28 protein-coding genes are annotated in these 24,184 nt (G+C 70.5%); 12 read left to right on the forward strand and 16 right to left on the reverse strand.

Annotated features, from left to right (window positions below; all coding sequences use genetic code 11):
* Position 1: 1 nt before the first annotated feature.
* On the reverse strand, positions 2–934 hold the full coding sequence (locus ACOKGD_RS07750) for an AEC family transporter (protein WP_342334743.1): 933 nt from the start codon (positions 932–934) through the stop codon (positions 2–4).
* 75 nt (positions 935–1,009) lie between these two features.
* Here ACOKGD_RS07750 and ACOKGD_RS07755 point away from each other — a divergent pair, with 75 nt between their 5' ends.
* The 5 genes from ACOKGD_RS07755 to ACOKGD_RS07775 all read left to right on the forward strand — a co-directional run bounded on the left by ACOKGD_RS07755 (position 1,010) and on the right by ACOKGD_RS07775 (position 5,430).
* Positions 1,010–1,645 carry a TIGR00730 family Rossman fold protein gene (locus tag ACOKGD_RS07755; protein WP_342334742.1) on the forward strand — a complete coding sequence of 212 codons (636 nt, stop codon included), beginning with the start codon at positions 1,010–1,012 and terminating at the stop codon, positions 1,643–1,645.
* Between the two features lie 108 nt (positions 1,646–1,753).
* Positions 1,754–2,128, forward strand: coding sequence for a helix-turn-helix transcriptional regulator (locus ACOKGD_RS07760; RefSeq protein WP_342335516.1), 375 nt, complete (start codon positions 1,754–1,756; stop codon positions 2,126–2,128).
* A gap of 10 nt (positions 2,129–2,138) precedes the next feature.
* Positions 2,139–2,552, forward strand: coding sequence for a VOC family protein (locus ACOKGD_RS07765; protein WP_342334741.1), 414 nt, complete (start codon positions 2,139–2,141; stop codon positions 2,550–2,552).
* A 53-nt stretch (positions 2,553–2,605) separates the two neighbouring features.
* Positions 2,606–4,951 carry an excinuclease ABC subunit UvrA gene (locus tag ACOKGD_RS07770; protein WP_342334740.1) on the forward strand — a complete coding sequence of 782 codons (2,346 nt, stop codon included), beginning with the start codon at positions 2,606–2,608 and terminating at the stop codon, positions 4,949–4,951.
* A 59-nt stretch (positions 4,952–5,010) separates the two neighbouring features.
* Positions 5,011–5,430, forward strand: coding sequence for a PPOX class F420-dependent oxidoreductase (locus ACOKGD_RS07775; protein ID WP_342334739.1), 420 nt, complete (start codon positions 5,011–5,013; stop codon positions 5,428–5,430).
* Positions 5,431–5,571: 141 nt separating this feature from the next.
* On the opposite strand, the gene ACOKGD_RS07780 is transcribed toward ACOKGD_RS07775, so the two are convergent.
* The gene (locus ACOKGD_RS07780; RefSeq protein ID WP_342335515.1) at positions 5,572–5,976 is read right to left on the reverse strand and encodes an ester cyclase; all 405 of its coding nucleotides are present in this window, start codon (positions 5,974–5,976) and stop codon (positions 5,572–5,574) included.
* Positions 5,977–5,981: 5 nt separating this feature from the next.
* Complete coding sequence (locus ACOKGD_RS07785) at positions 5,982–6,839, reverse strand: PHP domain-containing protein (protein ID WP_342334738.1); 858 nt, start codon at positions 6,837–6,839, stop codon at positions 5,982–5,984.
* Between the two features lie 51 nt (positions 6,840–6,890).
* On the opposite strand from ACOKGD_RS07785, the gene ACOKGD_RS07790 reads away from it, so the two are divergent.
* Positions 6,891–7,493: an AAA family ATPase gene (locus ACOKGD_RS07790; protein WP_342334737.1), complete on the forward strand. Its 603-nt coding sequence runs from the start codon at positions 6,891–6,893 to the stop codon at positions 7,491–7,493.
* Positions 7,494–7,545: 52 nt separating this feature from the next.
* Positions 7,546–7,914, forward strand: a complete 369-nt coding sequence (locus tag ACOKGD_RS07795; RefSeq protein ID WP_342334736.1) for a thioredoxin family protein — start codon at positions 7,546–7,548, stop codon at positions 7,912–7,914.
* Positions 7,915–7,929: 15 nt separating this feature from the next.
* On the opposite strand, the gene ACOKGD_RS07800 is transcribed toward ACOKGD_RS07795, so the two are convergent.
* From ACOKGD_RS07800 to ACOKGD_RS07825, 6 genes are read right to left on the reverse strand one after another with little or no spacing between them, the layout of a single operon-like run.
* On the reverse strand, positions 7,930–8,586 hold the full coding sequence (locus ACOKGD_RS07800; protein ID WP_342334735.1) for a GNAT family N-acetyltransferase: 657 nt from the start codon (positions 8,584–8,586) through the stop codon (positions 7,930–7,932).
* A 30-nt stretch (positions 8,587–8,616) separates the two neighbouring features.
* A complete protein-coding gene (locus ACOKGD_RS07805) occupies positions 8,617–9,336 on the reverse strand; it encodes a GH25 family lysozyme (RefSeq protein WP_342334734.1) in 720 nt (239 codons plus the stop codon).
* A gap of 17 nt (positions 9,337–9,353) precedes the next feature.
* Complete coding sequence (locus ACOKGD_RS07810; RefSeq protein WP_342334733.1) at positions 9,354–9,854, reverse strand: GNAT family N-acetyltransferase; 501 nt, start codon at positions 9,852–9,854, stop codon at positions 9,354–9,356.
* 20 nt (positions 9,855–9,874) lie between these two features.
* Positions 9,875–10,090, reverse strand: a complete 216-nt coding sequence (locus tag ACOKGD_RS07815) for a DUF1653 domain-containing protein (protein WP_342334732.1) — start codon at positions 10,088–10,090, stop codon at positions 9,875–9,877.
* Between the two features lie 28 nt (positions 10,091–10,118).
* Positions 10,119–10,370 (reverse strand): PspC domain-containing protein, encoded by a 252-nt coding sequence (locus ACOKGD_RS07820; RefSeq protein WP_421355118.1) that lies wholly within the window; start codon positions 10,368–10,370, stop codon positions 10,119–10,121.
* Positions 10,371–10,385: 15 nt separating this feature from the next.
* Positions 10,386–11,144: a formylglycine-generating enzyme family protein gene (locus tag ACOKGD_RS07825; RefSeq protein ID WP_342334731.1), complete on the reverse strand. Its 759-nt coding sequence runs from the start codon at positions 11,142–11,144 to the stop codon at positions 10,386–10,388.
* Between the two features lie 86 nt (positions 11,145–11,230).
* Between ACOKGD_RS07825 and ACOKGD_RS07830 the strand changes: the two genes are divergently transcribed.
* Positions 11,231–11,782: a cysteine hydrolase family protein gene (locus ACOKGD_RS07830; protein WP_342334730.1), complete on the forward strand. Its 552-nt coding sequence runs from the start codon at positions 11,231–11,233 to the stop codon at positions 11,780–11,782.
* A gap of 3 nt (positions 11,783–11,785) precedes the next feature.
* On the opposite strand, the gene ACOKGD_RS07835 is transcribed toward ACOKGD_RS07830, so the two are convergent.
* Positions 11,786–12,865 (reverse strand): DNA polymerase IV, encoded by a 1,080-nt coding sequence (locus ACOKGD_RS07835; protein WP_342334729.1) that lies wholly within the window; start codon positions 12,863–12,865, stop codon positions 11,786–11,788.
* A 69-nt stretch (positions 12,866–12,934) separates the two neighbouring features.
* Between ACOKGD_RS07835 and ACOKGD_RS07840 the strand changes: the two genes are divergently transcribed.
* From ACOKGD_RS07840 to ACOKGD_RS07850, 3 genes are all read left to right on the forward strand, one after another.
* Positions 12,935–13,426 (forward strand): pyridoxamine 5'-phosphate oxidase family protein, encoded by a 492-nt coding sequence (locus tag ACOKGD_RS07840; protein WP_342334728.1) that lies wholly within the window; start codon positions 12,935–12,937, stop codon positions 13,424–13,426.
* Between the two features lie 77 nt (positions 13,427–13,503).
* Entirely contained in the window at positions 13,504–14,253 is a 750-nt protein-coding gene (locus ACOKGD_RS07845) for an alpha/beta fold hydrolase (RefSeq protein WP_342334727.1), read from the forward strand.
* Positions 14,250–14,939, forward strand: a complete 690-nt coding sequence (locus ACOKGD_RS07850) for an esterase/lipase family protein (protein ID WP_342334726.1) — start codon at positions 14,250–14,252, stop codon at positions 14,937–14,939. The genes ACOKGD_RS07845 and ACOKGD_RS07850 overlap by 4 nt, the downstream gene beginning before the upstream one ends.
* Positions 14,940–14,951: 12 nt before the next feature.
* Here the strand turns inward: ACOKGD_RS07850 and ACOKGD_RS07855 are convergent, their stop codons facing one another.
* The 6 genes from ACOKGD_RS07855 to polA form a co-directional block, all read right to left on the reverse strand.
* The gene (locus ACOKGD_RS07855; protein WP_342334725.1) at positions 14,952–15,977 is read right to left on the reverse strand and encodes an LLM class flavin-dependent oxidoreductase; all 1,026 of its coding nucleotides are present in this window, start codon (positions 15,975–15,977) and stop codon (positions 14,952–14,954) included.
* A gap of 14 nt (positions 15,978–15,991) precedes the next feature.
* Positions 15,992–16,777 (reverse strand): SGNH/GDSL hydrolase family protein, encoded by a 786-nt coding sequence (locus tag ACOKGD_RS07860; protein WP_342334724.1) that lies wholly within the window; start codon positions 16,775–16,777, stop codon positions 15,992–15,994.
* Positions 16,778–16,816: 39 nt separating this feature from the next.
* On the reverse strand, positions 16,817–18,163 hold the full coding sequence (locus ACOKGD_RS07865) for an MFS transporter (protein ID WP_342334723.1): 1,347 nt from the start codon (positions 18,161–18,163) through the stop codon (positions 16,817–16,819).
* Positions 18,164–18,253: 90 nt separating this feature from the next.
* On the reverse strand, positions 18,254–19,288 hold the full coding sequence (locus ACOKGD_RS07870; protein WP_342334722.1) for an LLM class flavin-dependent oxidoreductase: 1,035 nt from the start codon (positions 19,286–19,288) through the stop codon (positions 18,254–18,256).
* A gap of 62 nt (positions 19,289–19,350) precedes the next feature.
* Positions 19,351–21,033 (reverse strand): DUF885 domain-containing protein, encoded by a 1,683-nt coding sequence (locus tag ACOKGD_RS07875; RefSeq protein ID WP_342334721.1) that lies wholly within the window; start codon positions 21,031–21,033, stop codon positions 19,351–19,353.
* Between the two features lie 31 nt (positions 21,034–21,064).
* Entirely contained in the window at positions 21,065–23,692 is a 2,628-nt protein-coding gene (polA, locus tag ACOKGD_RS07880; protein WP_342334720.1) for a DNA polymerase I, read from the reverse strand.
* Positions 23,693–23,734: 42 nt separating this feature from the next.
* Between polA and ACOKGD_RS07885 the strand changes: the two genes are divergently transcribed.
* The gene (locus ACOKGD_RS07885) at positions 23,735–24,172 is read left to right on the forward strand and encodes a PaaI family thioesterase (protein WP_342334719.1); all 438 of its coding nucleotides are present in this window, start codon (positions 23,735–23,737) and stop codon (positions 24,170–24,172) included.
* Positions 24,173–24,184: the final 12 nt, after the last annotated feature.

The following is a 24,184-nucleotide window of genomic DNA, read 5'->3' on the forward strand; positions in this document are numbered from 1 at the left end:
GTCAGACGGCGAAGATCATCGCCGACGCGAACACGACGGGGATGCAGCCGAAGGTCGTGAGGAACACGACGTCGCGCGCGAGCACCTCGCCCACGCCGTAGCGCTGGGCGTAGTTGAACACGTTCTGCGCGCTCGGCAGGCTCGCGAGCACCACGACGACGAGCATCGCGTGGGCATCGAGGTGGAACAGCAGCCCGATCGCCCACGCGGCGACGGGCATCAGAAGGAGCTTCATCGCGGTCGAGAGCAGGACGTCGGCCCGCGATGCCCGGGTCGTCAGGACCCGCTGGCCGTACAGCGACATGCCGAAGCCGAGCAGCAGGACGGGGACCGCGGCGCCGGCGATCAGCTCGATCGGCGCCATGACGATGGTCGGCAGCTCGAGCCCGCTGACGGCGACGAGCACCCCGAGCGCCGCGCCGATGATCATCGGGTTGCGCATCGTGCGCCCCAGCGCCTTGCGCAGGCCCCGCCATCCGGCCTCGGCGCCGCTCGTGGCGGTGTCGAACACCGTGAGCACGGCCGGCGTGAAGAGCAGGAGCTGGATCAGGATCACCGGCGCGGCATAAGCGCCGCTGCCGAGCAGGTAGGTGGCGATCGGGATGCCGATGTTGTTGCCGTTCACGTAGCCGGCGCCCATCGCGCCGATCACGACCTCCGTGATCCCGCGCTTCCAGACGAGTCGGGCGATGAGCGCATAGATGGCGAACATCGTGAGGGATGCGAGCAGCGACACCGGGAGGAGCGCGGAGAACAGCAGGCTGAGGTTCGCGTCCGCGAGCACCGCGAACAGCAGGAACGGGTTCAGCACGAAGAAGGTGAGACGGCTGAGCACGTAGCGCGCATGCTCGCCGAGCAGGTCGATCCGGGCCACGATGTAGCCGGTGGCGATCGCGAGCCCGACGACCGCGAACCCTGTCAGGACCCCGATCACGCTGCGCCTCGGGGAACGCGGCGCGGCGGTGTCAAGACGGTCACACCCTTCAACCTACGCCCGTAGGCTGGCGGCATGAGCACCACCACGCCTGTCCCCGTGCCGGTCGGCGAGGCCACGCCTCCCATCGCGGCCGTCACCGTCTTCACGGGCTCCGCATCGGGATCGCACCCGCAGTACACCCGCGCGGCGGTGGACGTGGGCGAGGCGCTCGCGGCCCGCGGCATCCACCTCGTATACGGCGGGGGGAATGTCGGGCTCATGGGTGCGGTGTCCACAGCGGCACGCGCCGCCGGCGGCGAGGTGCACGGCGTGATGCCGGAGGCCCTCGTCGACAAGGAGATGGCTCACCCGAACCTCACGACGTTCGAGATCGTCGCCGACATGCACGCCCGTAAGATGCGCATGGCCGAGCTCGGGGACGCCTTCGTCGCCCTGCCGGGCGGCATCGGCACGCTGGAGGAGTTCTTCGAGGTCTGGACCTGGCTGCAGCTCGGCATCCACCGCAAGCCCGTCGTGATCTACGACGTGCGCGGGTTCTGGCGCCCCATGCTGACCATGGTCGATCGGATGGTCGAGGAGGGCTTCGTCAAGGACGAGTTCCGCGATTCCCTGATCGTGGTGTCGAGCCCGCGGGGCCTGCTCAACGCGCTCGAGAACTGGGTGCCGCCGGCCCCCAAGTTCAGCCCGCAGGACGCACCGCGCGTCTGATCCCGCGCCGCGTCCGCGGATGTCGGTCGTCCCTGGCACGATCGCATCGTGCCCGCCGACGACGCCCGCCTCCGCGATCTCGCGCTGCTGCGCCGCGTGCGCGACCGGATGGATCGCGAGTACGCGAAGCCGCTGGACGTCGAGTCCCTCGCCCGTGGCGTGCACATGTCCGCCGGGCACCTCAGCCGTCAGTTCAAGGCCGCCTACGGCGAGTCGCCGTACAGCTATCTGATGACGCGGCGGATCGAGCGCGCGATGACGCTGTTGCGGCGAGGCGACCTGAGCGTGACGGACGTCTGCTTCGAGGTGGGATGCGCGTCGCTCGGCACGTTCAGCACGCGGTTCACCGAGCTGGTGGGCATGTCGCCGGGGGAGTACCGGCGCAACGCGGGCAATGCTCTTGAGGGGCTGCCGTCGCTCGTGGTGAAGTCGGTCACGAGACCGATCAGGAATCGAGAAGCACGGCCCCGGAGAGAGAAATAGCGTGAGCGCCATGAACACCACCATCAACGCCAGCTTCCTGCCTCACGCCGACCCGGAGGCCTCGCTCGCCTTCTACCGCGACGTGCTCGGCTTCGAGGTGCGCCTCGACGTCGGCCACGAGAACATGCGCTGGATCACCGTGGGCCCCTCCGGTCAGCCCGACACCTCGATCGTGCTCACCCCACCCGCGGTCGACCCGGGCATCACCGATGACGAGCGCCAGATGATCCTCGAGATGATGGCCAAGGGCACCTACGGCGGGATCGTCCTCGCGACCCCCGATGTGGACGCGCTCTTCGAGCAGGTGCAGGCCGCCCCCGACATCGACATCGTGCAGGAGCCCATCGACCAGGCCTACGGCCTGCGCGACTTCGCTCTGCGCGACCCGGCGGGCAACATGGTCCGCATCCAGCAGCGCGGCTGACCCGCGCGGCCTCCCACGCCCGATCCCGCCCGATCCCAGAGAAGGAGCCGCCGGTGCACACCGCCGACAGCCACGACCTCATCCGCGTGCAGGGTGCGCGCGAGAACAATCTCAAAGACGTCAGCGTCGAGATCCCGAAGCGGCGCCTGACGGTCTTCACCGGCGTCTCCGGATCGGGCAAGAGCTCGCTGGTCTTCGACACCATCGCGGCCGAGTCGCGGCGCATGATCGACGAGACCTACAGCGCGTTCGTGCAGGGCTTCATGCCGTCGGTGCCGCGCCCGGACGTGGACGTCCTCGAGGGGCTGACCACCGCGATCCTGGTCGATCAGGAGCGCCTCGGCGCCAACCCTCGTTCCACGGTCGGCACCGTCACGGACGCGAACGCGATGCTGCGCATCCTGTTCTCGAAGCTCGGGAAGCCGTACATCGGGGGGCCGACCGCGTTCTCGTTCAACATCCCGACGCAGAAGGCCTCCGGGGTGATGACCGGGGCGAACGGCGAGAAGAAGATCGTCAAGGACGCGATCTACCTCGGCGGCATGTGCCCTCGCTGCGAGGGCAGGGGAGCGGTGTCGGACATCGATCTGTCGAAGGTCGTCGACGAGTCGAAGTCGCTGAACGACGGCGCCATCCAGGTGCCCGGCTATACGGCCGACGGCTGGATGGTGAAGGGCTTCTCCGAGTCGGGGTTCTACCCGGCCGACAAGCCGATCTCGTCGTTCAGCGAGAAGCAGCGGCACCTCTTCCTCTACGGCGAGGTGACGAAGGTCAAGATCAGCGGGATCAACATGACCTACGAGGGTCTGATCCCCAAGATCACCAAGTCGATGCTGTCGAAGGACCTCGACGCCCTCCAGCCTCACATCCGCGCGTTCGTCGAGAAGGTCGCCTCCTTCGCCACCTGCCCGGAGTGCGACGGGACCCGCCTGACCGAGGGCGCGCGCTCGTCGAAGATCGACGGCAAGTCGATCGCGGATGCGTGTCGTATGCAGGTCACGGACTTGGCCGACTGGGTGCGGTCACTCGACATCCCGGGCTCGGGGCCGCTGCTGGCGGCGCTGCAGAAGAACCTCGACGCGTTCGTCGAGCTGGGCCTCGGGTACCTCAGCCTCGAGCGTCCGTCGGGGACGCTCAGCGGGGGAGAGGCGCAGCGCATCAAGATGCTCCGCCACCTCGGCTCGTCCCTCACCGACGTCACGTACGTCTTCGACGAGCCGACGATCGGCCTGCACCCGCACGACATCCAGCGCATGAACGGGCTCCTGCGAGAGCTGCGCGACAAGGGCAACACCGTGTTGGTCGTCGAGCACAAGCCGGAGACGATCGCGATCGCCGACCACGTCGTCGACCTCGGGCCCGGCGCCGGAACCGCGGGTGGCACGATCTGCTTCGAGGGCACCCTCGAGGGGCTCAAGGCGAGCGGCACCCTGACCGGCACGCACCTCGACTATCGCGCCGAGCTGAAGCCCGCGGTGCGGGAGCGCACGGGCGCGATCGAGGTGCGCGGAGCCACGGGCAACAACCTCCGCGACGTCGACGTCGACGTGCCCCTCGGCGTCCTCACCGTCGTGACGGGCGTCGCCGGATCCGGAAAGAGCTCGCTGATCCACGGCTCGGTCTCGGGACGGGAGGGTGTGGTCTCGATCGACCAGGGCGCGATCAAGGGCTCGCGTCGCAGCAACCCCGCCACCTACACGGGGCTGCTCGAGCCGATCCGGAAGGCGTTCGCCAAGGCCAACGGCGTGAAGCCGGCGCTGTTCAGCGCGAACTCCGAGGGCGCGTGCCCGACGTGCAAGGGCGCGGGCGTGATCATCACCGAGCTCGGGTTCATGGACACCGTCGAGACCCCGTGCGAGGACTGCGGCGGCAAGCGGTTCCAGGCCGCGGTGCTCGACTACAAGCTGGGCGGGAAGGACATCACCGAGGTGCTCGACCTGCCGGTGTCGGAGGCGCGGCCGTTCTTCTCCGAGGGCGAGGCGAAGATCCCGGCCGCCGCGGCGATCCTCGGGCGCCTGGAGGACGTCGGGCTCGGCTACCTGACGATCGGTCAGCCGCTCTCGACCCTGTCGGGCGGCGAGCGGCAGCGCATCAAGCTGGCGAACCAGATGGGGGAGAAGGCCGACGTCTACGTGCTCGACGAGCCGACCACGGGCCTGCACCTCGCGGATGTGTCGAATCTCCTGGGGCTGCTGGATCGTCTCGTCGACTCGGGCAAGACGGTGATCGTGATCGAGCACCATCAGGCGGTGATGGCGCACGCCGACTGGATCATCGACCTCGGCCCGGGTGCCGGTCACGACGGCGGGCGCATCGTCTTCGAGGGCACCCCGGCGGACCTGGTGAGCGCGAAGTCGACGCTGACGGGCGAACATCTGGCCCGGTACGTCGGCGCCTAGGGCTGAGTGATATATCGGAGGGGAGTCCTGCGCTCCTCGCGCCGTGCGACGATGGGCGAATGACTTCGTGGCGGCCCGGCTGGGACGACTTTCCGACGGCGCTCCTGGACTTCTGGACGGAGCGTCACCTCTGCACCCTGACGACGCTCCGGGCTGACGGCCGCCCGCACGTGACGCCGGTGGGCGTCGCCCTGGATGTCGAGCAGAGCTGCGCCTGGGTCATCACGTCGCGGACGTCTTGGAAGACCCGTCACGTCGCGCGCAACCCGCTGATCGCGGCCTGCCAGGTCGACGGTCGTCACTGGTCGACGCTGGAGGGGTCGGCGCGTGTGCTCGAGGACGCCGACTCGGTGAGGCGCGCCGAGGCGATGTACGCCGCCCGTTACCGCACGCCGCGGCCCAATCCGGAGCGCGTGGCGCTACGGATCGAGGTGGACCGGTTCGTCGTCTCGCCGAGCCTGTCGGACGTCGCGCACTGACAAGACCCCGAGGCGGAACACCCCTCTCGCCGTTCTGTACTCACTTGCCGATAATGCACATTATGTCAGAACGATGATTCTCCACAGGGTCCTCGAACCACCCCGCGCCGTCCCCCGCGGTGACGCTCTCTCAGGGCCGGCTCAGCGTGCCCCGGAGGCGCCGAGCTGATCAAGCAGCTCGAAGTGGCTGGCCGATCCGGATGCCTCGACGATCCGTCCGCGCACGACGCGATACATCGCGTACTCGGCGACGTTCGCGTGGCGGCGGGTGGCGACGACGCCCCGGTAGGCCCCGAGGTGGGTTCCGCTCCCCCGGAGGTGCACGGCGAGGCGGTCGTCCTCGGCGACGACCTGGATCCGACGCCAGCGCCAGTCCGGAAACGCGACGAAGAGATCGGCGAGGTCCTCGAGCCAGGCGTCCGCGCCGCCCGGGAGGTGGGCCCGGCGCACGGCGGGGTCCAGGAACCCGCGCACCAGTTCGATATCGTGCCGGTTGCACGCGTCGAGGAAGTCGGCGTGCCATTCGTGCAGCTCCCACGGCTCCATGGCGATCACCGTGTCCAGAAGTCCTCGGGCCGCCGACCGGGACGGAAGCCGAACGACTCGACCATGGCCATCGCCTCCGGGAAGTTCGCGGCCAGGGTCTCGGCGTCGTGTGCGTCGCTGCCGAAGGTCACCGAGCGGCCTCCCTCCTCCGCCCACCACTGCGGGATCCACGGCCAGAGCCTCCGGGTGTTCATCTCGAGGGCGCGGCCCGACCCCGCCAGCGCCCGCATCGCCCCGCGGAACCCCTCCTCGAAGCGCCGCGCGTCGAAGGGGCCGGCGTCCCACGTGGGCCAGGACCTCACGGCGAAGTCGATGTGCGTGAAGACCTCGAATGAATCCGACCCGGCGGCCATCCGCGGGATCTCGTCGAGGTACGCCCACATCACGTCGTCGGCCGGCGTCCGGTGGTAGAGCGTCGTCGGCTCCGTGCGCAGTGCGTCCCCGAACGGGAGCATGTGCAGCGAGCCGTTCACACGGTCGATCGCGCCGCTGCCGAGCAGCGCGGCGGCCTGGGCGTCCCAGAGATGCGGCTGTCCGAACTCCACTCCGGTGAGGATCCGCATCTCCGGATACGCATGCCGGCACCGGTCCACGGCCTCCAGGTAGCCGTCGACGTCGAAGGCGGGCAGCCGCACCCGCCCCCTCTCGTCGACGTACGCCTGCGCGGTGGTGCCGATGTCGGAGGGGACCTCCACCGCCCACGCATCGTCGAGATCGAGATGCTCGGTGAAGACGATCCCCGGCAGCCCGATCCGCACCGCCCGCGCGCAGATCCGATCCATCGTGCCGACCGATGCGGGATCCGACCCCGCGTCCCAGGACCACTCGCTGTGCACGTGGGCGTCGGCGGTGAGGCTCGTCATGCTCCCCAAAGCTACACACGCCCGCGATGCCGTCGACCCTAGAATCGCCCCGTGCTCATCTGGATCAACGGGGCGTTCGGCGCGGGCAAGACCCATACGGCGTTCGAGCTGCAGCGGCGACTGGCCGGCGCACATGTGGCCGATCCCGAGCTCATCGGGTTCGCGATGCACCGCATGCTCCCCTCCCCCGCCCGCGGCGACTTCCAGGATCTCCCCGCGTGGCGATCCGCCGTGGTGGAGACCCTGCAGCGGGCCGAGGCTGCGCACCACGGCGTGACGCTCGTGCCGATGACGATCGTCGACGACGCGTACTTCGACGAGATCATCGGCGGACTGCGCTCACGGGGCGTCGACGTGCGTCACTACGCGCTCACCGCCTCGCCCGAAACACTGCTGCGCCGCCTCAGCACCCGCATCGCCTTCGTCCGCTCCGGCCTCCGTCGCGAGACCTGGGCCGTGCAGCAGATCCCCCGGTGCGTGGCCGCGCTGGCGCAGGACCGCTACGCGACCCATGTCGCGACCGATGGGCGGACGACGGATGAGGTGGTCGAGTGGATCGCCGGCGATACGGGGCTGACGCTGGCACGCCCCCGCCTCTCCCGCGCGCGCTTCCAGCTGCGCCGCCTGCGGGTGGGCCTGCAGCACCTGCGCTGACGCGCCTTCGAGAACCCGGCCCCACCGGCCTGAACCGGCGCAGAATGGACGCATGAGCACCGTCGAACTGACCGCCGACACCTTCGAGCCGACCGTGACGGGCGATGGCATCGTCCTCGTCGACGTCTGGGCCGAGTGGTGCGGACCCTGCAAGGCGTTCGCGCCGATCTACGACGCCGCGGCGTCCGAGAACCCCGACATCACCTTCGGCAAGGTCGACTCGGAGGCGCACCCCGAGCTCTCGTCCGCGCTCGGCGTGCAGGCGATCCCGACCCTCATGGTGTTCCGTGACGGCGTGGGCCTGTTCCGCCAGGCCGGCGCGCTGCCGAAGGCTGCCCTCGACGACCTGATCAGCCAGGCCCGTGCCCTCGACATGGAGCAGGTGCGCGCCGCGATCGCCGACCAGCAGTCGCAGGGCTGATTCGCGCCGGGTGGGTCAGCGCACCGGCTGGATCTCGAGTTGAGCGAGCACCGGCGCTGCGCCGCGCACAGCGATCGTCCAGTCCGGGCGCACGAAGCGCGCCCGCGAGAGTCGCACACGCTGCTCGTCGACGGGCTCGCCCGCGCGCGGCGACACTCGGGTGACACCGTTGAGCTCATAGCCGAGCTTCCGAGAGACCCCGAGCGACGCGTCGTTCCACGCCGCCGCGCTCGACTCCGCCCATTCCGCGCCCAGCTCGTCGAAGGCGAACTGCAGCAGCGCCGCGCGCATCTCCGTGCCGAGACCCCTGCCGTGTGCGCTTCGGGTGAGCCAGGATCCGGTGTTCACCGTCCGTCGGTCGGCGAACTGATAGGCGGAGAGGTCCTGGGAGCCGATGATCCGTCCCTCGTGATGGATGGCGAACGCGATGTGCCAGTTGCGCGGAGACACCTGGCCACGCAGGTGCCACTGGAACGCGGCGGTGTTGCGGGGCAGGTCCGTCGGAGCGGCGTCGGTCCAGGGCGCACCGAACGGCATCCGCGACGGATCGTGGATGCCGGCGATCGCGGCATCCACCAGTCCCGGCAGATCCGCGTCGCGGATAGGGCGGAGCAGCAGCCGAGGGGTCTCGATCTCGAGCCCGAAGATCGGCCAGATCTCTTCCAGGTCCATGGAGCGAACCTAGCGGGTGGGCGCGGGGAGTCAGCGCCCCTCGACGAGCCCGCGGAGGTCGTCGAGCGACCCCGCGAACGCGTTCATGTCGATGTACTCCTCGTCGCCGTCGTAGCCCGCGAGGCGGTCGCGGTGCGAGTACTGCCAGATCGTCCAGTCCCGGCCGTCATCGAGCGCGGGCGGCAGCACCACGGATCGGATCCAGATCGGACTGTCCGCGTAGGCCCCCGAGATATAGCGGCCGTAGGCCTCGGGGGTGGCGTAGATGACCGGAGCGGAGCCGTAGTGCTGCTCGAGGCGCTCCAGCAGCGGGCCGAGTATGGCGTCGACCTCGTCGCGTGTCGGCGGGTTCTGGAAGAACCCGCCGTAGAACTCGACGTCGACCGCGATCGGCAGGCCGCCCCCTTTCGGCACGGTGTCGATCACATGCTGCGCCTGAGTCGCGCCGGGGGTCTCGAAGCTCATGAAGTGGTAGGCGCCGATCAGCAGGTCGGTCTGGCTCGCTCCCGCCCAGTTGGCCTCGAATCGCGAGTCGATGCTGGATGAGCCCTCTGTCGCCTTGATGTACGCGAAATCGATGTCCTGGTCGGCCAGCACGGGCCAGTCGATGTCGCCCTGGTAGGACGAGACGTCGACGCCGCGCACATCATGACCGGCCGCGAAGATCCGCCCCGGCCAGATCACACCCGACCAGATCAGACCGGCGAGCACCGCCAGCACCGCCAGGACCCCGGCCGAGACGATCAGCAACCGACGACCGAGCGCATTCAGAGCCTCAGCTCCATCTCGACCTCGTCGCCGTAGGGCGGCAGCGCGTAGGGCAGGATCTTGCCGGTCGGCGCGAAGCCACGACGGCGGTAGAAGGCGATGGCGCGGGGGTTCTCGGCGTGGACGTCCAGCCGCAGCACGGGGCTCCCCATCTCCCTGGCCCAGTCGATGATGCCGTCGAGAAGGGCGTCCGCCACGCCCGCCTGGCTGCCTCGGTGGCGGGGATCGACGAACACGCCCACGAGCATGGGGCCGCGCTGCGTCGACCGATAGCCGCGCATGATGCCGATCCACTCCCCGTCCTCGGCGACGGCCACGACGGCGGCGCTGTCACCGGCATTCGCATTCGCCGCCCGGATCTGCCACTCCTCGTCGATGTAGAGGAGCGACTGCTCGAGCGTCTCTCCGAACGCGATCGGGGTGTCGGCGAGCATCCGCAGTCGCAGCTCGCGGAACCTCTCCCAGTCCGCCGCGGCGGGCCGGTGGATCGTGAAGGCCATGCGGTCAGCCTATGGGCGCCTCACGCGACGCGGCGGAATCTCGGGCCGCGGTAGCCGTCGCGATCGACCGGCCCGGTGAACATCGCGAGCGGCCGGACCCAGAAGCTGTAGTCGTCGTACAGCTTGCGGTAGAAGACGAGCTCCTCCTCCGTCTCGCTGTGACGGCCGGTGCCCATCACCTCGTATCGGCTGCCCTTGAAGTGCTCGTAGATCCCGGGCTCGACTGCGGTGCTCATCCTGCGATTGTCGCAGGAGGGAGGCCCCTCACTCGGACGGGATGATGATCCACAGCGCGATGTACACCGGCAGCGTGCCACCCACCGCCAGGAGCCCGAGCAGCGCCAGGAAGCGCACCACGGTGACGTTCATGTCGAAGCGATTGGCCACGGCGGCGCAGACGCCGGCGATGCCGCGGCCGTGGAGGGGACGGATCAGGTCGGAGCGGAGGTCATGCCACGAGGCTAGCCTCGTGCGTCCTCCTCCGCTGCCCCGCCGATGGGGCCGGCGCCCGAGAATCCCGGCCCGCCCCGGTCAGCGCAGCGGCGTCCAGCCGAAGGGCACCGGGCCGTCCACCTCGGCGCGCTCGCGATCGGCGGCGGCCGACCAGCCCTGCGCCGCCTCGCTCCCGTCGAAGCCGCCCCGGGCGAGGCGGAAGCCCAGATCGTCGTGGTGCATGCGCGGCGCGCCACCGCGCCGCACGCCCGCGCGCACGCTGAACGCGTCATCGGCGAAGCCGCCGCCGCGGAAGACGCGGTAGTCGCCGTAGCGCGCCGGATCGAGCAGATCCCAGCACCATTCCCAGACGTTGCCGAGGGTGTCGAACAACCCGAACAGGTTCGGCATCCTCCCGCCCACGTCGTGCGGGGCGCGCAGCCCGTCGGCCGCGGTCCATGCGATGTCGCCCAGGAGGCCGTAGTGCGGGCCGGTCGATCCGGCGCGGCAGGCGTACTCCCACTCGGCCTCGGTCGGCAGGCGATAGCCGTCGGAGTCGACGTGCCAGGTGACGGTCTCGCCGTCGTACGAGTAGGCCGGCTCCAGCCCCTCCCACTCCGACGCGGCGTTGCAGAAGTGGACCGCGCGCTGCCAGGTGAGATCGGTCGCCGGCCGACGCGGGTGCGCTCGCTCCGAGCCGGGCCAGGCGTCGCCCAGGATCTCGGCCATCTGCTCCTGCGTCACGGCGAAGACCCCGATCTCGAACGGCTCGAGCTCGACGGTGCGGCGGCTGCGCGTGCGCGCGTCGTGCAGCGTCACGCTGCCCGCGGGGATCCGGGCGAGCTCGATGTCCTCCATGCCTCCATCCTCCCCCGCCGCGAGGTTGGCAGGATCCGGATCCCCCGCGGCCGGATCCGCGCGGTCATCGGGTGTGGAATGAAGGGGTGACCACCGCACTCATCGTGATCGACATGCAGCAGGGCTTCGACGACGCATCCTGGGGCCCGACGACCAACCGACCCGGGTGCGAGGACAACGTCGCCCGGCTCATCGCGACGTGGCAGGCGTCGGGCGAGCCCATCGTCGTCGTGCGGCACGACAGCATCGGGCCCTCGTCCCCGCTCAACCCCGCCCACGTGGGCAACACCCTCATCGACGCCGTCGCGGCCGTCGATCCGGCGCTGTTCGTCACGAAGAGCGTGAACTCGGCCTTCTACGGCGAACCCGACCTCGAGTCGTGGCTGCGGGGATCCGGCATCTCGCGGATCATCGTGTGCGGCATCCAGACGAACATGTGCGTCGAGACCACCGCGCGGATGGGCGGCAACCTGGGGTTCGACGTTGTTGTGCCCCTCGACGCGACGCGCACCTTCGACCTCGCCGGGCCCGATGGATCCACCGTCGCGGCCGCGACGCTGATGGCCGTGACCGCCGCCAATCTCCACGGCGGCGGGTTCGCGCGCGTCACGACGACGGCCGAGCTGCTGGCGGGGTGAGGCTCACAGCCTCCCGCGCACCGGGGTCCGCTCGACCGGGTCGCCCTCGTTCGGCATCACCATCTCGGCTCGGACGCCCAGCAGGCGCACCTCGCGCGGCTCGAGCTTCTCGCAGAGTGCGAGCGCGGCGTCGACGATCGGCCCGCGCTCGAGGGTCGGCTCGGGGAGCTTCCTGCCGATCGTCTTGGTGTCGAATGGCGCGTACCTCACCTTGAGGTTGACGCGGCTCACGGCACGGCCCTCGGCGACGCAGTCCTCGCGAACCTGCTCGGCCAGCACACGCACGGCCTCGCGCACCTCCTCGGACGTGACCAGGTTCTGCTGATAGGTGGTCTCGCGACTGCGCCCGCGTGCGACCCAGGGCGAATCGTCGACCACGGCGGGCCCGATGCCGCGCCCGAGCTCGTGGTACCACAGGCCCATCCGGGGGCCGAACTCGCCGACCAGCATCTGCGGATCAGCGGCGGCGAGCTGCGTGACGCTTATGATGCCGTGGGCGCCGAGGCGCTTCTCGACCTTCGCGCCCACTCCCCACAGGGCGCGGGTGGGCTTGTCGCCCATGACCTCGAACCAGTTGTGGGCCGTGAGGCGGAACACCCCGCGCGGCTTGCCGAACTCCGTCGCGATCTTCGCGCGCACCTTGTTGTCGCCGATCCCGACGGTGCAGTGCAGCCGGGTCGCCTCGAGGACCGCCGCCTGCGCGGCGCGGGCGAGCGATTCGGGATCATCCGTGGTCGCACCCAGGAAGCACTCGTCCCATCCGAGCACCTCCACCACCACACCGGGCAGGGCGCGCAGCGCGCCCATCACCTGATCCGATGCCTCCTCGTACGCGGCATGATCTACCGCGAGGAAGACGGCGTCCTCCGGCGCCTTGCGTGCGGCGATCTTCAGCGGCATGCCGGATCCGATCCCGTACGCCCGCGCCTCGTAGGAGGCGGTGGAGACGACCGCCCGCTCGGTCGGATCGCCCCGCCCGCCGACGATCACCGGTCGCCCGGCCAGCTCGGGCCGACGCAGCACCTCGACCGCGGCGATGAACTGGTCCATGTCGACGTGCAGAACCCACGGGGTGACGCTCATGCACTCGAGTGTGGCCGCTTCCGCGCCCGCAGGCCAGGGATGTCGGAGGCCCGGCGTAGCGTCGCCCCCATGTACGAGACCCCGGAAGAGCTCGCAGCCCTCCAGCGGCTGCTCGACGCGTCGCGCGGTGCCTCCACCGCGCACCTGAAGGACATCATCAGCGGCGATCATGTCCTGGACGCCGCCGCCCTGGTCGAGGCGCTGGCGGGCATGAAGGTGCTCAGCCTCGCCACGGTCACCGCCCGGGGCGAGCCCCGCGTGAGCGCGGTGGACGGGCATCTGATCCACGGCCGCTGGACCTTCGGGACGGACGGCCGAGCGGCCAAGGCCCGTCACCTCGCCGCGCGCCCCGGCGTGAGCGCGGCGCACATCGACGGCGAGCGGATCGGGGTCTTCACGCACGGCACCGCGGTGCGCCTCACCCCCGCCGACCCGGGCTGGGACGAAACCATCGCGCACTGGGCGGCGCATTACGGCACCGACCCGATGACCTGGGGCGAGGACATCCGGATGTACCGCATCGTTCCCACGTGGATGGTCGGGTACCGGGGCGCCTCCTGAGTGCCGCTCGGGTCGGGCGACGCGCCGGTGGTGTCAAGAGGTGGCCGGCGATCGCCCCGCGCACCGAAGATGGACAGATGCCGAAGGTGCGGATCGTTGACATCGAGGACCGCCGATTCCGCGTGTTCTCCTCGCCGACGGTCCCGGGTGGGCGCGAGTTCGTGCTCGTCCACGGCATCGGGATCTCGCACCGTCTCTTCTCTCGTCTGCATCGGGTGCTGAGCGCGAAGCACACCGTGCACACGCTCGACCTGCCGGGCTTCGGCGGGATGCCCCGCCCCGACAGCGATCCCGACATCGCCGACATGGCGCGCGATCTCGCGGAGGTCCTCGAGCGACTCGGCATCGGCCCCGTGGTCGCGGTGGGCGACTCCATGGGCACCCAGTGGGTGGTCGAGCTCGGCGCCCAGCGCCCCGACCTCGTCACGCACGTCGTGGCGATCGGCCCCGTCGCCGACGCGCGCCACCGCACCCTGTTCGCCCAGGCGGCCGCCCTCGGGCTCGACAGCCTCCGCGAACCGCCGAGCGCGAACGCGCGGGTCCTGGTGGAGTACGCCCGCTGCGGCCCTCGCTGGTACGGCCGTCAGGTGCGGCACATGATCGACTACCCGCTCGAGCAGCGGGCCGCCGAGCTGGTGCCCCCGCTGCTCGTGATGCGCGGCGGTCGTGATCCGATCGCCGGGCCGGAGTGGTCGCGCGCCGTCGCCCGGTGCGCCCCGCGCTCGCGCTTCGTCGAGGTGCCGGGACAGCCGCACCTCGTGCAGCACACTGCGCCGCGCCCCGTCGCCGAGGCGATCGAGTGGTTCCTCGCCGAGGTGCCGCAGTGAGGGGCGCGATCCGGCGCCTCGGCTGGTGGATCGGCGACTACGCCTATGCCGTGACGTGGCAGGTGAGGGCGTTCGTCGATCACACCGATCCGGCGCGCTACCGTTCGGGTTCGCTGGCTCCCGTGGTGATGATCCCGGGGGTGTACGAATCGTGGCGCTTCCTCCAGCCGCTCGCCGCCGCCCTGCACGACCGGGGGCACCCCGTCCACGTGATCGATCCGCTCCGCGACAATCGCCTCCCGGTCACCGCCGGCGCGAAGCTGGTGTCCGACTACCTCACCGCGCAGGATCTGCATGGCGTGGTGATCGTGGCGCACAGCAAGGGCGGGCTCATCGGCAAGCACGCGATGGCGATCGGCCAGGCCGCCGATCGCATCCGCGGCATGGTCGCCGTCGCGACGCCCTTCACCGGGTCGATGTACGCCCGGCTGCTGCTCACGCCGACGCTGCGCAGCTTCTCCCCGAGCGATGCGACGATCCTGGCGCTCGCCCGCGAGACGGCCGTGAACGCGCGGATCGTGTCGGTGTACGGGCGCTTCGACCCTCACATCCCCGGGGGCAGCGAGCTGAGCGGCGCCGAGAACGTGCTGCTCGAGACGGGCGGCCACTTCCGCATCCTCGCGCACCCGCGTGTGATCGCCGAGGTCGCGGCGATGGCCGAGCGGTCAGTCGACGGCGCCGACTGACCGCTGCGGCGCTCAGCGCCAGCCCAGCGCCGGGGCGACGTCCTTCACGATCGACTCGATCAGATGGGTGTTGTAGTCGACGCCGAGCTGGCTCGGGATAGTGATGAGCAGCGTGTCCGACTCGGCGATCGCCTCGTCGCGGCGCAGCTCCTCGATCAGCTCCTCGGGCTCGGCGGCGTACGAGCGACCGAAGATCGCGCGGGTGCTGGCGTCGATATAGCCGACCTGATCCTCCCGGTCGCCGCCGCCCACGAAGTAGCGGCGGTCGCGGTGGTCGGTGATCGCGACGATCGAGCGCGACACCGACACCCGCGGCTCGAATCCCCAGCCGTGCTTGGCCCACTCCTCGCGGAACATCCGGATCTGCCCGGCCTGCTGAACGTGGAACGGCTCGCCCGTCTCGTCGAACTTCAGCGTGGAGCTCATGAGGTTCATGCCCTGCTGCGCGGCCCACACCGCGGTGGCGTTCGCGCCGGCACCCCACCAGATCCGCTCGCGCAGTCCCTCGGAGTGCGGCTCGAGCCGCAGCGGGCCGGGCGGGTTCGGGAACATCGGACGCGGGTTGGGCTCGGCGAAGCCGCGCCCCTCCAGCAGCTGCAGCAGCAGCTCGGTCTTGCCGCGCGCCATGGCGGCGCCGTCGGCGTCGTCCTCATCGACCTGGTAGCCGAAGTGGCGCCATCCGTCGATGACCTGCTCGGGTGACCCACGCGAGATGCCGAGCTGCAGCCGGCCCTCGGAGATCAGGTCGGCCGAGCTCGCATCCTCGAGCATGTAGAGCGGATTCTCGTACCGCATGTCGATCACGCCGGTGCCGATCTCGATGCGCGACGTCTTGGCGCCGATCGCCGCGAGGAGCGGGAACGGCGAGCTCATCTGGCGCGCGAAATGGTGCACCCGGAAATAGGCGCCGTCACCGCCGATGTCCTCGACGGCTTGGGCGAGATCGATCGACTGCAGCAGCATGTCACCCGCGCTGCGGGTGCCCGACTCGGGATGCGGCGTCCAGTGACCGAAGGACAGGAACCCGATCTTCTTCACGACGGGTGCAACCCTCAGGACGACGCGGGCATTCCGCGCGGCGTGATCCGCTGCCAGTCCGCGAACTTCGCGACGCGGTTGTCGCCGGACGACGTCCGCGTGACGCGACGTCGGATCCACGGGCCGACGTGCTCGCGGTAATACGCGGCCCCCCGCAGCCGCTCCCCCGCCTGCGTGTCCTCGGCCGGCAGGTCCCACCAGGCCGGATCCGGGTCCATCCCCAGTTCCGTCAGCACGCGGGCGGCCACGCGGTGGTGGCCGCGCGCGTTCATGTGGAGGCGGTCGGGGGCCCAGAACGGCCCCAGGGCGAGTTCGCGATCGGGCCAGTTCAGCGCTCGGACGACGTCGGTCCGGCCGCCGAGGCGGCGTTCGACGACGGCGGAGAGCTGGTCTCCTCGGCGCCTGATCATCGGACCGAGCGGCAGCCCCGCCGTCGGGTCGGCGCCCGAGAGCAGGATCATCTTCACGCCCTCCTCGTCGCAGCGCCGCAGCACCTGATCGAACGCGTCGGCGATCCGATCCAGGGGTGTGCGGGGGCGCAGCATGTCGTTGCCGCCGCCGTTGAACGACAGGTGGGTGGGTCGCAGCGCGAGCGCCGCCTCGAGCTGACCATCGACGATCGGCCAGGCCAGGCGCCCGCGGATGGCGAGATTGGCGTACTCGATCGGGCGGCCGAGGCCGTCCGCCCAGCCCTGGGCGACGAGATCCGCCCAGCCCCGGGGTGTGCCGTCCGGCAGCTCGTCGCCGACGCCCTCCGTGAACGAATCCCCGATGGCCACGAACCGCACGTCTGCTGACACCGCGTCAGTCTACGGCGGACGGCGGCGCTCGATCCCGGATCAGACGGGCAGGTGCTCCTCGAGAGACTGACCGCGCCGCTCGACCAGCGGCACCACCCCGACGGCCGCGATGGCGAAGAAGGCCGAGAAAACGGCGAACAGCAGCGGCGCGCCGCCGGCGGACATCGCCCACGGCACGAACAGGGGCCCCACGATCGACGCGATGCGCCCCGCGGCCGCTGCCCATCCCGATCCGGTGCCGCGCAGCGCGGTCGGGTAGAGCTCGGGCGTCACCGCGTACAGCGCGCCCCACGCGCCGAGGTTGAAGAAGGACAGCGCCATGCCCGCGGCGATGATCTGCCACTCGGCGCTGGAGTTGCCGAATAGGATCGCGGCGATGGCGGATCCGATGAGGAAGGTCGCCAGTGTCGGGCGACGCCCCCACTTCTCGATCAGCCAGGCGGCGACGGCGTACCCCGGCAGCTGCGCGAGCGTGATGATCAGGGTGAAGCCGAAGGACTTCACCAGATCGAAGCCCTGCGCGAAGAGAATCGACGGGATCCAGATGAAGGCGCCGTAGTAGGAGAAGTTCACGCAGAACCACACGAGCCAGAGCGCGCCCGTGCGCATCCGCAGGGCGGGCGCCCACAGCGCGGCGACGGCCGCCAGTCCCCGCGGCGCGACCGGGGCGGTCGCCTCGACGGGGTCGACGACGGGTGACTCGTGCCGCGTCACGGGGCGGCCGGCCGCGACCTCGAACTGGTGCACCACCGCCTCGGACTCGGCGATCCGGCCCTTGCTCTCGAGGAAGCGCGGGGACTCGGGCAGCGCCCAGCGCACAACGAGGGCGTAGACGGCAGGGACGGCGCCGACCGCGAACGCCCAGCGCCATCCGTCGTCCAGCGGCACGACGAAGTAGCCGATCAGGGCGGCCGCGGTCCAGCCGACCGCCCAGAACGCCTCCAGGATCACCACAAGCCGTCCGCGCATGCGGGTGGGGGCGAACTCGCTCACGTAGGTGGAGGCGACGGGCAGCTCGGAGCCGAGCCCCAGGCCGACGAGGAAGCGCAGCACCAGGAGCGCCCCCACTCCCCCGACCAGCGCGCTCGCGCCCGTGGCCACGCCGTAGACGAGCAGCGTGAGCGCGAACACCTGTCGGCGTCCGAACCGGTCCGCGAGCAGTCCGCCGACGCTGGCGCCGACAGCCATGCCGATGAAGCCGACGGAGGCGATCCACGACGTTTCGACCGGGCTCAGCTGCCACTCGACCGCCAGCGCGGCGATGATGAAGGAGATCAGCCCGACGTCCATCGCGTCGAGCGCCCAGCCCACGCCGGATCCGGTCAGCAGACGCAGGTGCCTGCGGGTGAACGGCAGCGAGTCGAGGCGGGCCGATGGCGCGGTCATGGCGCCCAGCCTAATGGTCAGAGCGACCCTTCATCTCCACCGGCCAGCCGCCCCGGCATCGGCCCGCATCGGCTGCCGGGGGGGCGGGCGTCAGTCGTCGGCGAGCAGCTCGCGCACCCGCGGAGCGACCTCCGTGCCGTACAGCTCGATGCTGCGCAGGAGCTTGTCCTGCTCCAGGCCGCCGTTGGCGAACTTCAGGTCGAATCGCGACAGCCCCAGCGTGCGGACGGTGTCGGCGATCTTCCGGGCGACGCGCTCCGGAGAACCGGCGTACACGGCTCCCTCGGGCCCGACCTCGTTCTGGAACTGGAGGCGGTTGTAGCTGCCCATCCAGCCGCGCTCGCGGCCGATCTTCTCGCGCATCTGTGCCATCTCGGGGTAGAGCTCGTCCCACGCCTGCTCGTCGGAGGGCGCGATGTGCCCGGGCGAATGCACGCCGATCGGCGCCGCCGCCCTCTCGTACGACGCCAGCGACTTGTGGAAGAGGTCGACGTAGGGGCGGAAGCGCGCCGGGGACCCGCCGATGATGGCGAGCATCAGGCCGAGACCGTGGCGGGCCGTGCGCACGACGGACTCGGGGGACCCTCCGACGCCGACCCACGCGGTGAGTCCGTTCGCCGTCTTGGGGAAGACGTCGGCGTCCTCGAGGCTCGCCCGCGTGGTGCCGTGCCAGGTGACGGGCTTCTCCCCCATCAGCTGCACGAACAGGCCGAGCTTCTCCTCGAACAGCACCTCGTAGTCGTGCAGGTCGTACCCGAACAGCGGGAACGACTCGATGAACGATCCCCTCCCGAGGATCACCTCCGCGCGTCCGTCGGAGACGGCGTCGAGCGTCGCGAAGCGCTCGTACACGCGCACCGGGTCGTCGCTCGAGAGCACCGTCACCGCCGTGCCGAGCCGGATCCGCTCGGTCGCCGAGGCGATCGCGGCCAGCACGATCTCGGGGCTCGAGACGGCGAACTCGGGTCGGTGATGCTCGCCGATGCCGAAGAACTGCAGCCCCACCTCGTCGGCGAGCTTCGCCTGAGCGACGATGTCGCGAATCGCCTGCGCATCGCTGATGCGCTCTCCGTCGGGGCCGCGGGTGACGTCCCCGAAGGTGTCCAGGCCGAGTTCGATGTCCATGCGGATCCTTTCCATTCACACGCATGTAACACGCGCGCGACCCGCCTATTCCGGGGCGGGCCTCAGCCGAGCAGCGCGGACCTCAGGGTGTCCAGGCCGACCCCTCCGAGGTCGAGCGCGCGCTTGTGGAACTCCTTCATCGAGAAGGCCTCTCCGCGGGCGTCGCGGTACCCGTCGCGCACCTGCTCCCACAGCCGCTGGCCGACCTTGTAGGACGGGGCCTGACCGGGCCATCCGAGGTACCGGTTCACCTCGAAGCGCACGAACTCGTCCGGCATGTTCACGTTGGCGCGCATGAAGTCGAGCGCGTAGTCGGCATCCCACGGGCCGTGGCCGTCGAGGCGGGGCTTGCCGAGATGAAGGCCGATGTCGAGGACCACGCGCGCCGCGCGCATGCGCTGACCGTCGAGCATCCCGAGGCGGTCGGCGGGGTCGTCGAGGTAGCCGAGCTGCTCCATCAGGCGCTCGGCGTACAGGGCCCAGCCCTCGGCGTGACCCGACGTTCCCGCGAGGAGCCGACGCCACGAGTTGAGCTGCGCACGGTTGTACACGGCCTGACCGATCTGCAGATGATGCCCTGGCACGCCCTCGTGATAGACCGTCGTGAGCTCGCGCCACGTGTCGAACTCGGTGACGCCCTCGGGCACAGACCACCACATGCGACCCGGGCGCGAGAAGTCGTCGGTCGGCCCGGTGTAGTAGATCCCGCCCTCCTGCGTCGGCGCGATCATGCACTCGAGCCGGCGCACCTCCGCCGGGATGTCGAAGTGGGTGCGGCCGAGCTCCTCGACCGCCCGGTCGCTCGTCTCCTGCATCCACTCGCGCAGCGCGACGGTGCCGACGAGCTTGTGCGAGCGGTCTGCCTCGAGGTGCGCAACAGCCTCCGCGACGCTCGCGCCGGGGAGGATCTCGCGGGCGATCGCCTCCTGTTCCTCGGTCATGCGGGCGAGCTCCTCGATCCCCCACTCATAAGTCTCGTCGAGGTCGATGCGGGCGCCCAGGAACCGGCGCGAGTGCAGCGCGTACAGGTCGCGGCCCACGGCGTCGTCCTCCGTCGCCGCGCGGCTCAGCGGGCCGGCGAGGAACTCCGCGAGGCGGTCGTAAGCGGCCCGTGCGGCGGTCGCCGCGTGCTCGAGCTCGGCCGTCAGCGCCGACGGCAGCGGGCCGGTCTCGGGAGCGGCACCGGCGACGAGACCCGCGAAGAATCCGTCGTCGGCCGAGTAGCGGCTGATCTGCGAGGCGACCTCGCGCACCTGGCGCACCGCCGGCGTGACGCCCGCCCGGATGCCCTCGGCGAGCGTCTCGGTGTAGCCGTCGAGCACGTCGGGGATCGCCGCGAGTCGGCGGGCGATCGTCTCCCAGTCCTCCGTCGTGCCGCTGGGCATCAGGTCGTACACCTGACGCACGTCCTGCGCGGCGCTGGCGATGACGTTGAGGTCGCGCAGGTGCCACCCGGCCTCGTGCAGCTCGCCCGCGAGACGCAGCTCGGCGCCGAGATCGGCCTGCGTCACGCGATCGACCTCGTCGACCGGCGTCGCCGCCTCGAGGGCGGCCAGGGTGCGACGCCGCGCCTCGACAGCTGCCTCGTGACCGGCCGGACTGAAGTCGTCGTAGCGCTCGTTCGCCTCCGTGCGACCGATGTAGGTCGCCGCGATCGGAGACAGGCGGACGACCTCGTCGACCCAGCCCTCGGCGATGCGATCGATCTCGGTCTGCGCGCGTTCCTCGCCGTGGTGATCCATCATCGTCGTTGGTCCCTTCATCGGTGTCCCGCGCTCAGTGCGCGGCCTCGTTCCAGTCGGCGCCGCGCCCCACCTGCACATCGAGCGGCACGGTGAGCTGGGCCGCCGACCCCATGCGGTCGCGGACGATCCGCTCGACGTCGGCCCACTCGCCGGGCGCGACCTCGACCACGAGCTCGTCGTGGATCTGCAGCAGCACGCGCGAGCCCATGTCGCGCAAGTCGTCGTGGATGCGGAACAGCGCGATCTTCATGATGTCGGCCGCGCTGCCCTGGATCGGCGCGTTCAGGGCCGCGCGCTCGGCGTTCTCACGCAGCTGGCGGTTCGGGCTCGTCAGGTCGGGGAAGGGGCGACGGCGGCCGAAGATCGTCTCAGTGTAGCCATCGACCCGCGCCTGCTCGACCGAGGAGCGCAGGTAGTCGCGGACCGCGCCGAAGCGCGCGAAGTACTCGAGCATCAGCGACTTCGCCTCGGACTGCTCGATGCGCAGCTGCTTCGACAGGCCGAACGCCGAGAGGCCGTAGACCAGACCGTAGGACATGGCCTTGACCTTGGTGCGCATCGCGGGCGTGACGTCCTGGGGCTCGACGCCGAACACGCGCGCTCCGACGAAGCGGTGCAGGTCCTCCCCCGTGTTGAACGCCTCGATGAGCCCGGGGTCGCCCGACAGGTGCGCCATGATCCGCATCTCGATCTGCGAGTAGTCGGCGGTGAGCAGCGCCTCGTGCTCGGCGCCCACCTCGAAGGCGGCGCGGATGCGGCGGGACTCCTCGGTGCGCACCGGGATGTTCTGCAGGTTCGGGTCGGTGCTCGACAGACGCCCGGTCTGGCTGCCCGTCTGGACGTAGGTGGTGTGCACGCGCCCGTCGGCGCCGATCGCGGCGTCGAGCCCGTCGATGATCTGCTTGAGCTTCGTCGCCTCGCGGTGCTGGAGCAGCAGGTCGAGGAACGGGTGGTGCGCTTTCTCCTGCAGATCGGCGAGGGCGGCGGCGTCGGTGGTGTAGCCCGTCTTGGTCTTGCGGGTCTTCGGCAGCTGCAGCTCCTCGAACAGGACCTCCTGCAGCTGCTTGGGCGACCCGAGGTTCACCTCGCGGCCGATCGCGGCGTAGGCCTCCTGGGCGAGCCCCTCGGCCCGCGTGCCGAGCTCGCCGGAGAACTCGGACAGCTTCTCGTGGGACACCGCCACGCCCGCCAGCTCCATGTCGGCGAGGGTGCTGAGGGTGGGCAGCTCGATGTCTGTCAGGACGGATGCGACGCTGTCGGGCAGCTCGTCGCGCAGGCCGGCCGTCACGCGCAGGGTGTACCAGGACAGCTGCCCGGGGGTCGCCCCCTCGGTCTCCGGCACCAGCTGCGACGGATCGGCCTCGGGCAGCTTCTCGCCGAGGTAGCGCTCCACCAGGTGCGCGAGCGTCTTGTCCGGGAAGCTCGGACGCAGGAGCCAGCCCGCCAGGATCGGGTCGTAGGCGATGCCGCGCACAACGACGCCCGCGCGCCCGAGCGCCTTGATCTGCGGCTTCGCGTCCGACAGCACCTTGGGCGCGTCGGAGGCGAGCCAGGGGGCGAGGGCCTCGGCCAGCTCGTCGGACCAGGTCGCCTCGACGGCCTCTCCGCCGTGCGAGAGGCCGATGCGGTCGGGCAGACCGCCCTGCGTGATCACCGTCACCCCGACCTCGCCCTCGGCCGCGCCGGCCCAGTCGGCGAGCTCGCGCGCACCGAGCTGGCGTGCGGCCGGCGTGGGCTCGGCCGCGGCGCGCGGCTCCTCCTCGAGCGCGGCGCCGGCCGCCTCGAACACGCGGGGAAGGAGGGTGCGGAACTCGAGGCGCGCGAAGATGTCGCGCACCGCCTGCGCGTCGAGGGGCTGGACTGCGAGATCGGCGGGGCTGACGGGCAGCTCGACATCGCGGAGCAGGCGGTTCAGGCGGCGGTTGCGGCGCACGTCGTCGATGTGCGCGACGAGGTTGCCGCCCACAACGCCCTTGATGGTGTGCGCGTTCTCGAGCAGCGCGTCGAGCGAGCCGAACTGGGTGAGCCATTTCACGGCGGTCTTCTCGCCCACTTTCGGCACACCGGGCAGGTTGTCGCTGGTCTCCCCCACCAGCGCGGCGATGTCGGGGTACATCTCGGGTGCGAGACCGTACTTCTCGACCACCGCGGGCGGGTCGTAGCGCTTGAGCTGCGAGACGCCCTGGACCGACGGGTACAGCAGGGTCACGTCGTCGGTGACGAGCTGGATGGTGTCTCGGTCTCCCGAGCACACCAGCACGTGGAAGCCCGCCTCGGCGCCCTGGGTGGCGAGCGTGGCGAGGATGTCGTCGGCCTCGAAGTCGGGCTTGGTGAGCACCGTCACGCCCATGGCGGCCAGGCACTCCTGCAGGAGCGGGATCTGACCGCGGAACTCGGACGGCGTCTCGGTGCGGGTCGCCTTGTACTCGCTGTACTCGCGGGTGCGGAACGACTCGCGCGACGTGTCGAAGGCGACGGCGAGGTGCGTCGGCTTCTCGGCCTTGAGCAGATTGACGAACATCGACAGGAACCCGTAGATCCCGTTCGTGTGCTGCCCGTCCTTGGTGGTGAAGTTGTCGACCGGGAGGGCGTAGAACGCCCGGTACGCGAGCGAATGGCCGTCGACGACCAGAAGGGTAGGCTTTGCGGAGTCCGTCACCCTGCCAGCCTAACGAGGGCCAGGGACATCCCGAGGAGCCTGATGACCGACCTCTCCCCCGTCACCACCGGACTCGACTGGATCCGGGCGCGCGGGATCGGCGTCCTCGCCGAGCGCATGGGGATCGAGTTCACCGAGTTCTCGGCCGCGCACTCCGTCGCCACCATGCCCGTCGAGGGGAACACGCAGCCCGTCGGCCTCCTCCACGGCGGCGCCTACGTCGTCCTCGGCGAGACGATGGGCTCGATGGCGGCGAACTACCACGCGGGGCCCGGTCGCCTCGCGGTGGGCCTCGACATCAACGCGACGCACACCAGTTCGGCGCGCACCGGCTTCGTCACCGCGACCTGCAGCGCCATCCACCTGGGGCGCACCACCACGGTCCACGAGATCATCGTGACGGGCGAGGACGGCCGTCGCTGCTCGACCGTGCGCATCACGAACCTGATCAAAGAGGTCCCCGCGCGATCCGCCTCCTGACCCCTGGACGCG

It is taken from the genome of Microbacterium phosphatis (assembly GCF_049177115.1).
GTDB lineage: Bacteria > Actinomycetota > Actinomycetes > Actinomycetales > Microbacteriaceae > Microbacterium > Microbacterium phosphatis.

Coding starts and splice junctions, on each gene's coding strand:
- ACOKGD_RS07755 (WP_342334742.1), top strand. CDS start 1,010: ATGAGCACCACCACGCCTGTCCCCGTGCCGGTCGGCGAGGCCACGCCT.
- ACOKGD_RS07760 (WP_342335516.1), top strand. CDS start 1,754: ATGGATCGCGAGTACGCGAAGCCGCTGGACGTCGAGTCCCTCGCCCGT.
- ACOKGD_RS07765 (WP_342334741.1), top strand. CDS start 2,139: ATGAACACCACCATCAACGCCAGCTTCCTGCCTCACGCCGACCCGGAG.
- ACOKGD_RS07775 (WP_342334739.1), top strand. CDS start 5,011: ATGACTTCGTGGCGGCCCGGCTGGGACGACTTTCCGACGGCGCTCCTG.
- ACOKGD_RS07780 (WP_342335515.1), bottom strand. CDS start 5,976: ATGGAGCCGTGGGAGCTGCACGAATGGCACGCCGACTTCCTCGACGCG.
- ACOKGD_RS07785 (WP_342334738.1), bottom strand. CDS start 6,839: ATGACGAGCCTCACCGCCGACGCCCACGTGCACAGCGAGTGGTCCTGG.
- ACOKGD_RS07795 (WP_342334736.1), top strand. CDS start 7,546: ATGAGCACCGTCGAACTGACCGCCGACACCTTCGAGCCGACCGTGACG.
- ACOKGD_RS07800 (WP_342334735.1), bottom strand. CDS start 8,586: ATGGACCTGGAAGAGATCTGGCCGATCTTCGGGCTCGAGATCGAGACC.
- ACOKGD_RS07810 (WP_342334733.1), bottom strand. CDS start 9,854: ATGGCCTTCACGATCCACCGGCCCGCCGCGGCGGACTGGGAGAGGTTC.
- ACOKGD_RS07815 (WP_342334732.1), bottom strand. CDS start 10,090: ATGAGCACCGCAGTCGAGCCCGGGATCTACGAGCACTTCAAGGGCAGC.
- ACOKGD_RS07825 (WP_342334731.1), bottom strand. CDS start 11,144: ATGGAGGACATCGAGCTCGCCCGGATCCCCGCGGGCAGCGTGACGCTG.
- ACOKGD_RS07835 (WP_342334729.1), bottom strand. CDS start 12,865: ATGAGCGTCACCCCGTGGGTTCTGCACGTCGACATGGACCAGTTCATC.
- ACOKGD_RS07840 (WP_342334728.1), top strand. CDS start 12,935: ATGTACGAGACCCCGGAAGAGCTCGCAGCCCTCCAGCGGCTGCTCGAC.
- ACOKGD_RS07845 (WP_342334727.1), top strand. CDS start 13,504: ATGCCGAAGGTGCGGATCGTTGACATCGAGGACCGCCGATTCCGCGTG.
- ACOKGD_RS07865 (WP_342334723.1), bottom strand. CDS start 18,163: ATGACCGCGCCATCGGCCCGCCTCGACTCGCTGCCGTTCACCCGCAGG.
- ACOKGD_RS07870 (WP_342334722.1), bottom strand. CDS start 19,288: ATGGACATCGAACTCGGCCTGGACACCTTCGGGGACGTCACCCGCGGC.
- ACOKGD_RS07875 (WP_342334721.1), bottom strand. CDS start 21,033: ATGATGGATCACCACGGCGAGGAACGCGCGCAGACCGAGATCGATCGC.
- ACOKGD_RS07885 (WP_342334719.1), top strand. CDS start 23,735: ATGACCGACCTCTCCCCCGTCACCACCGGACTCGACTGGATCCGGGCG.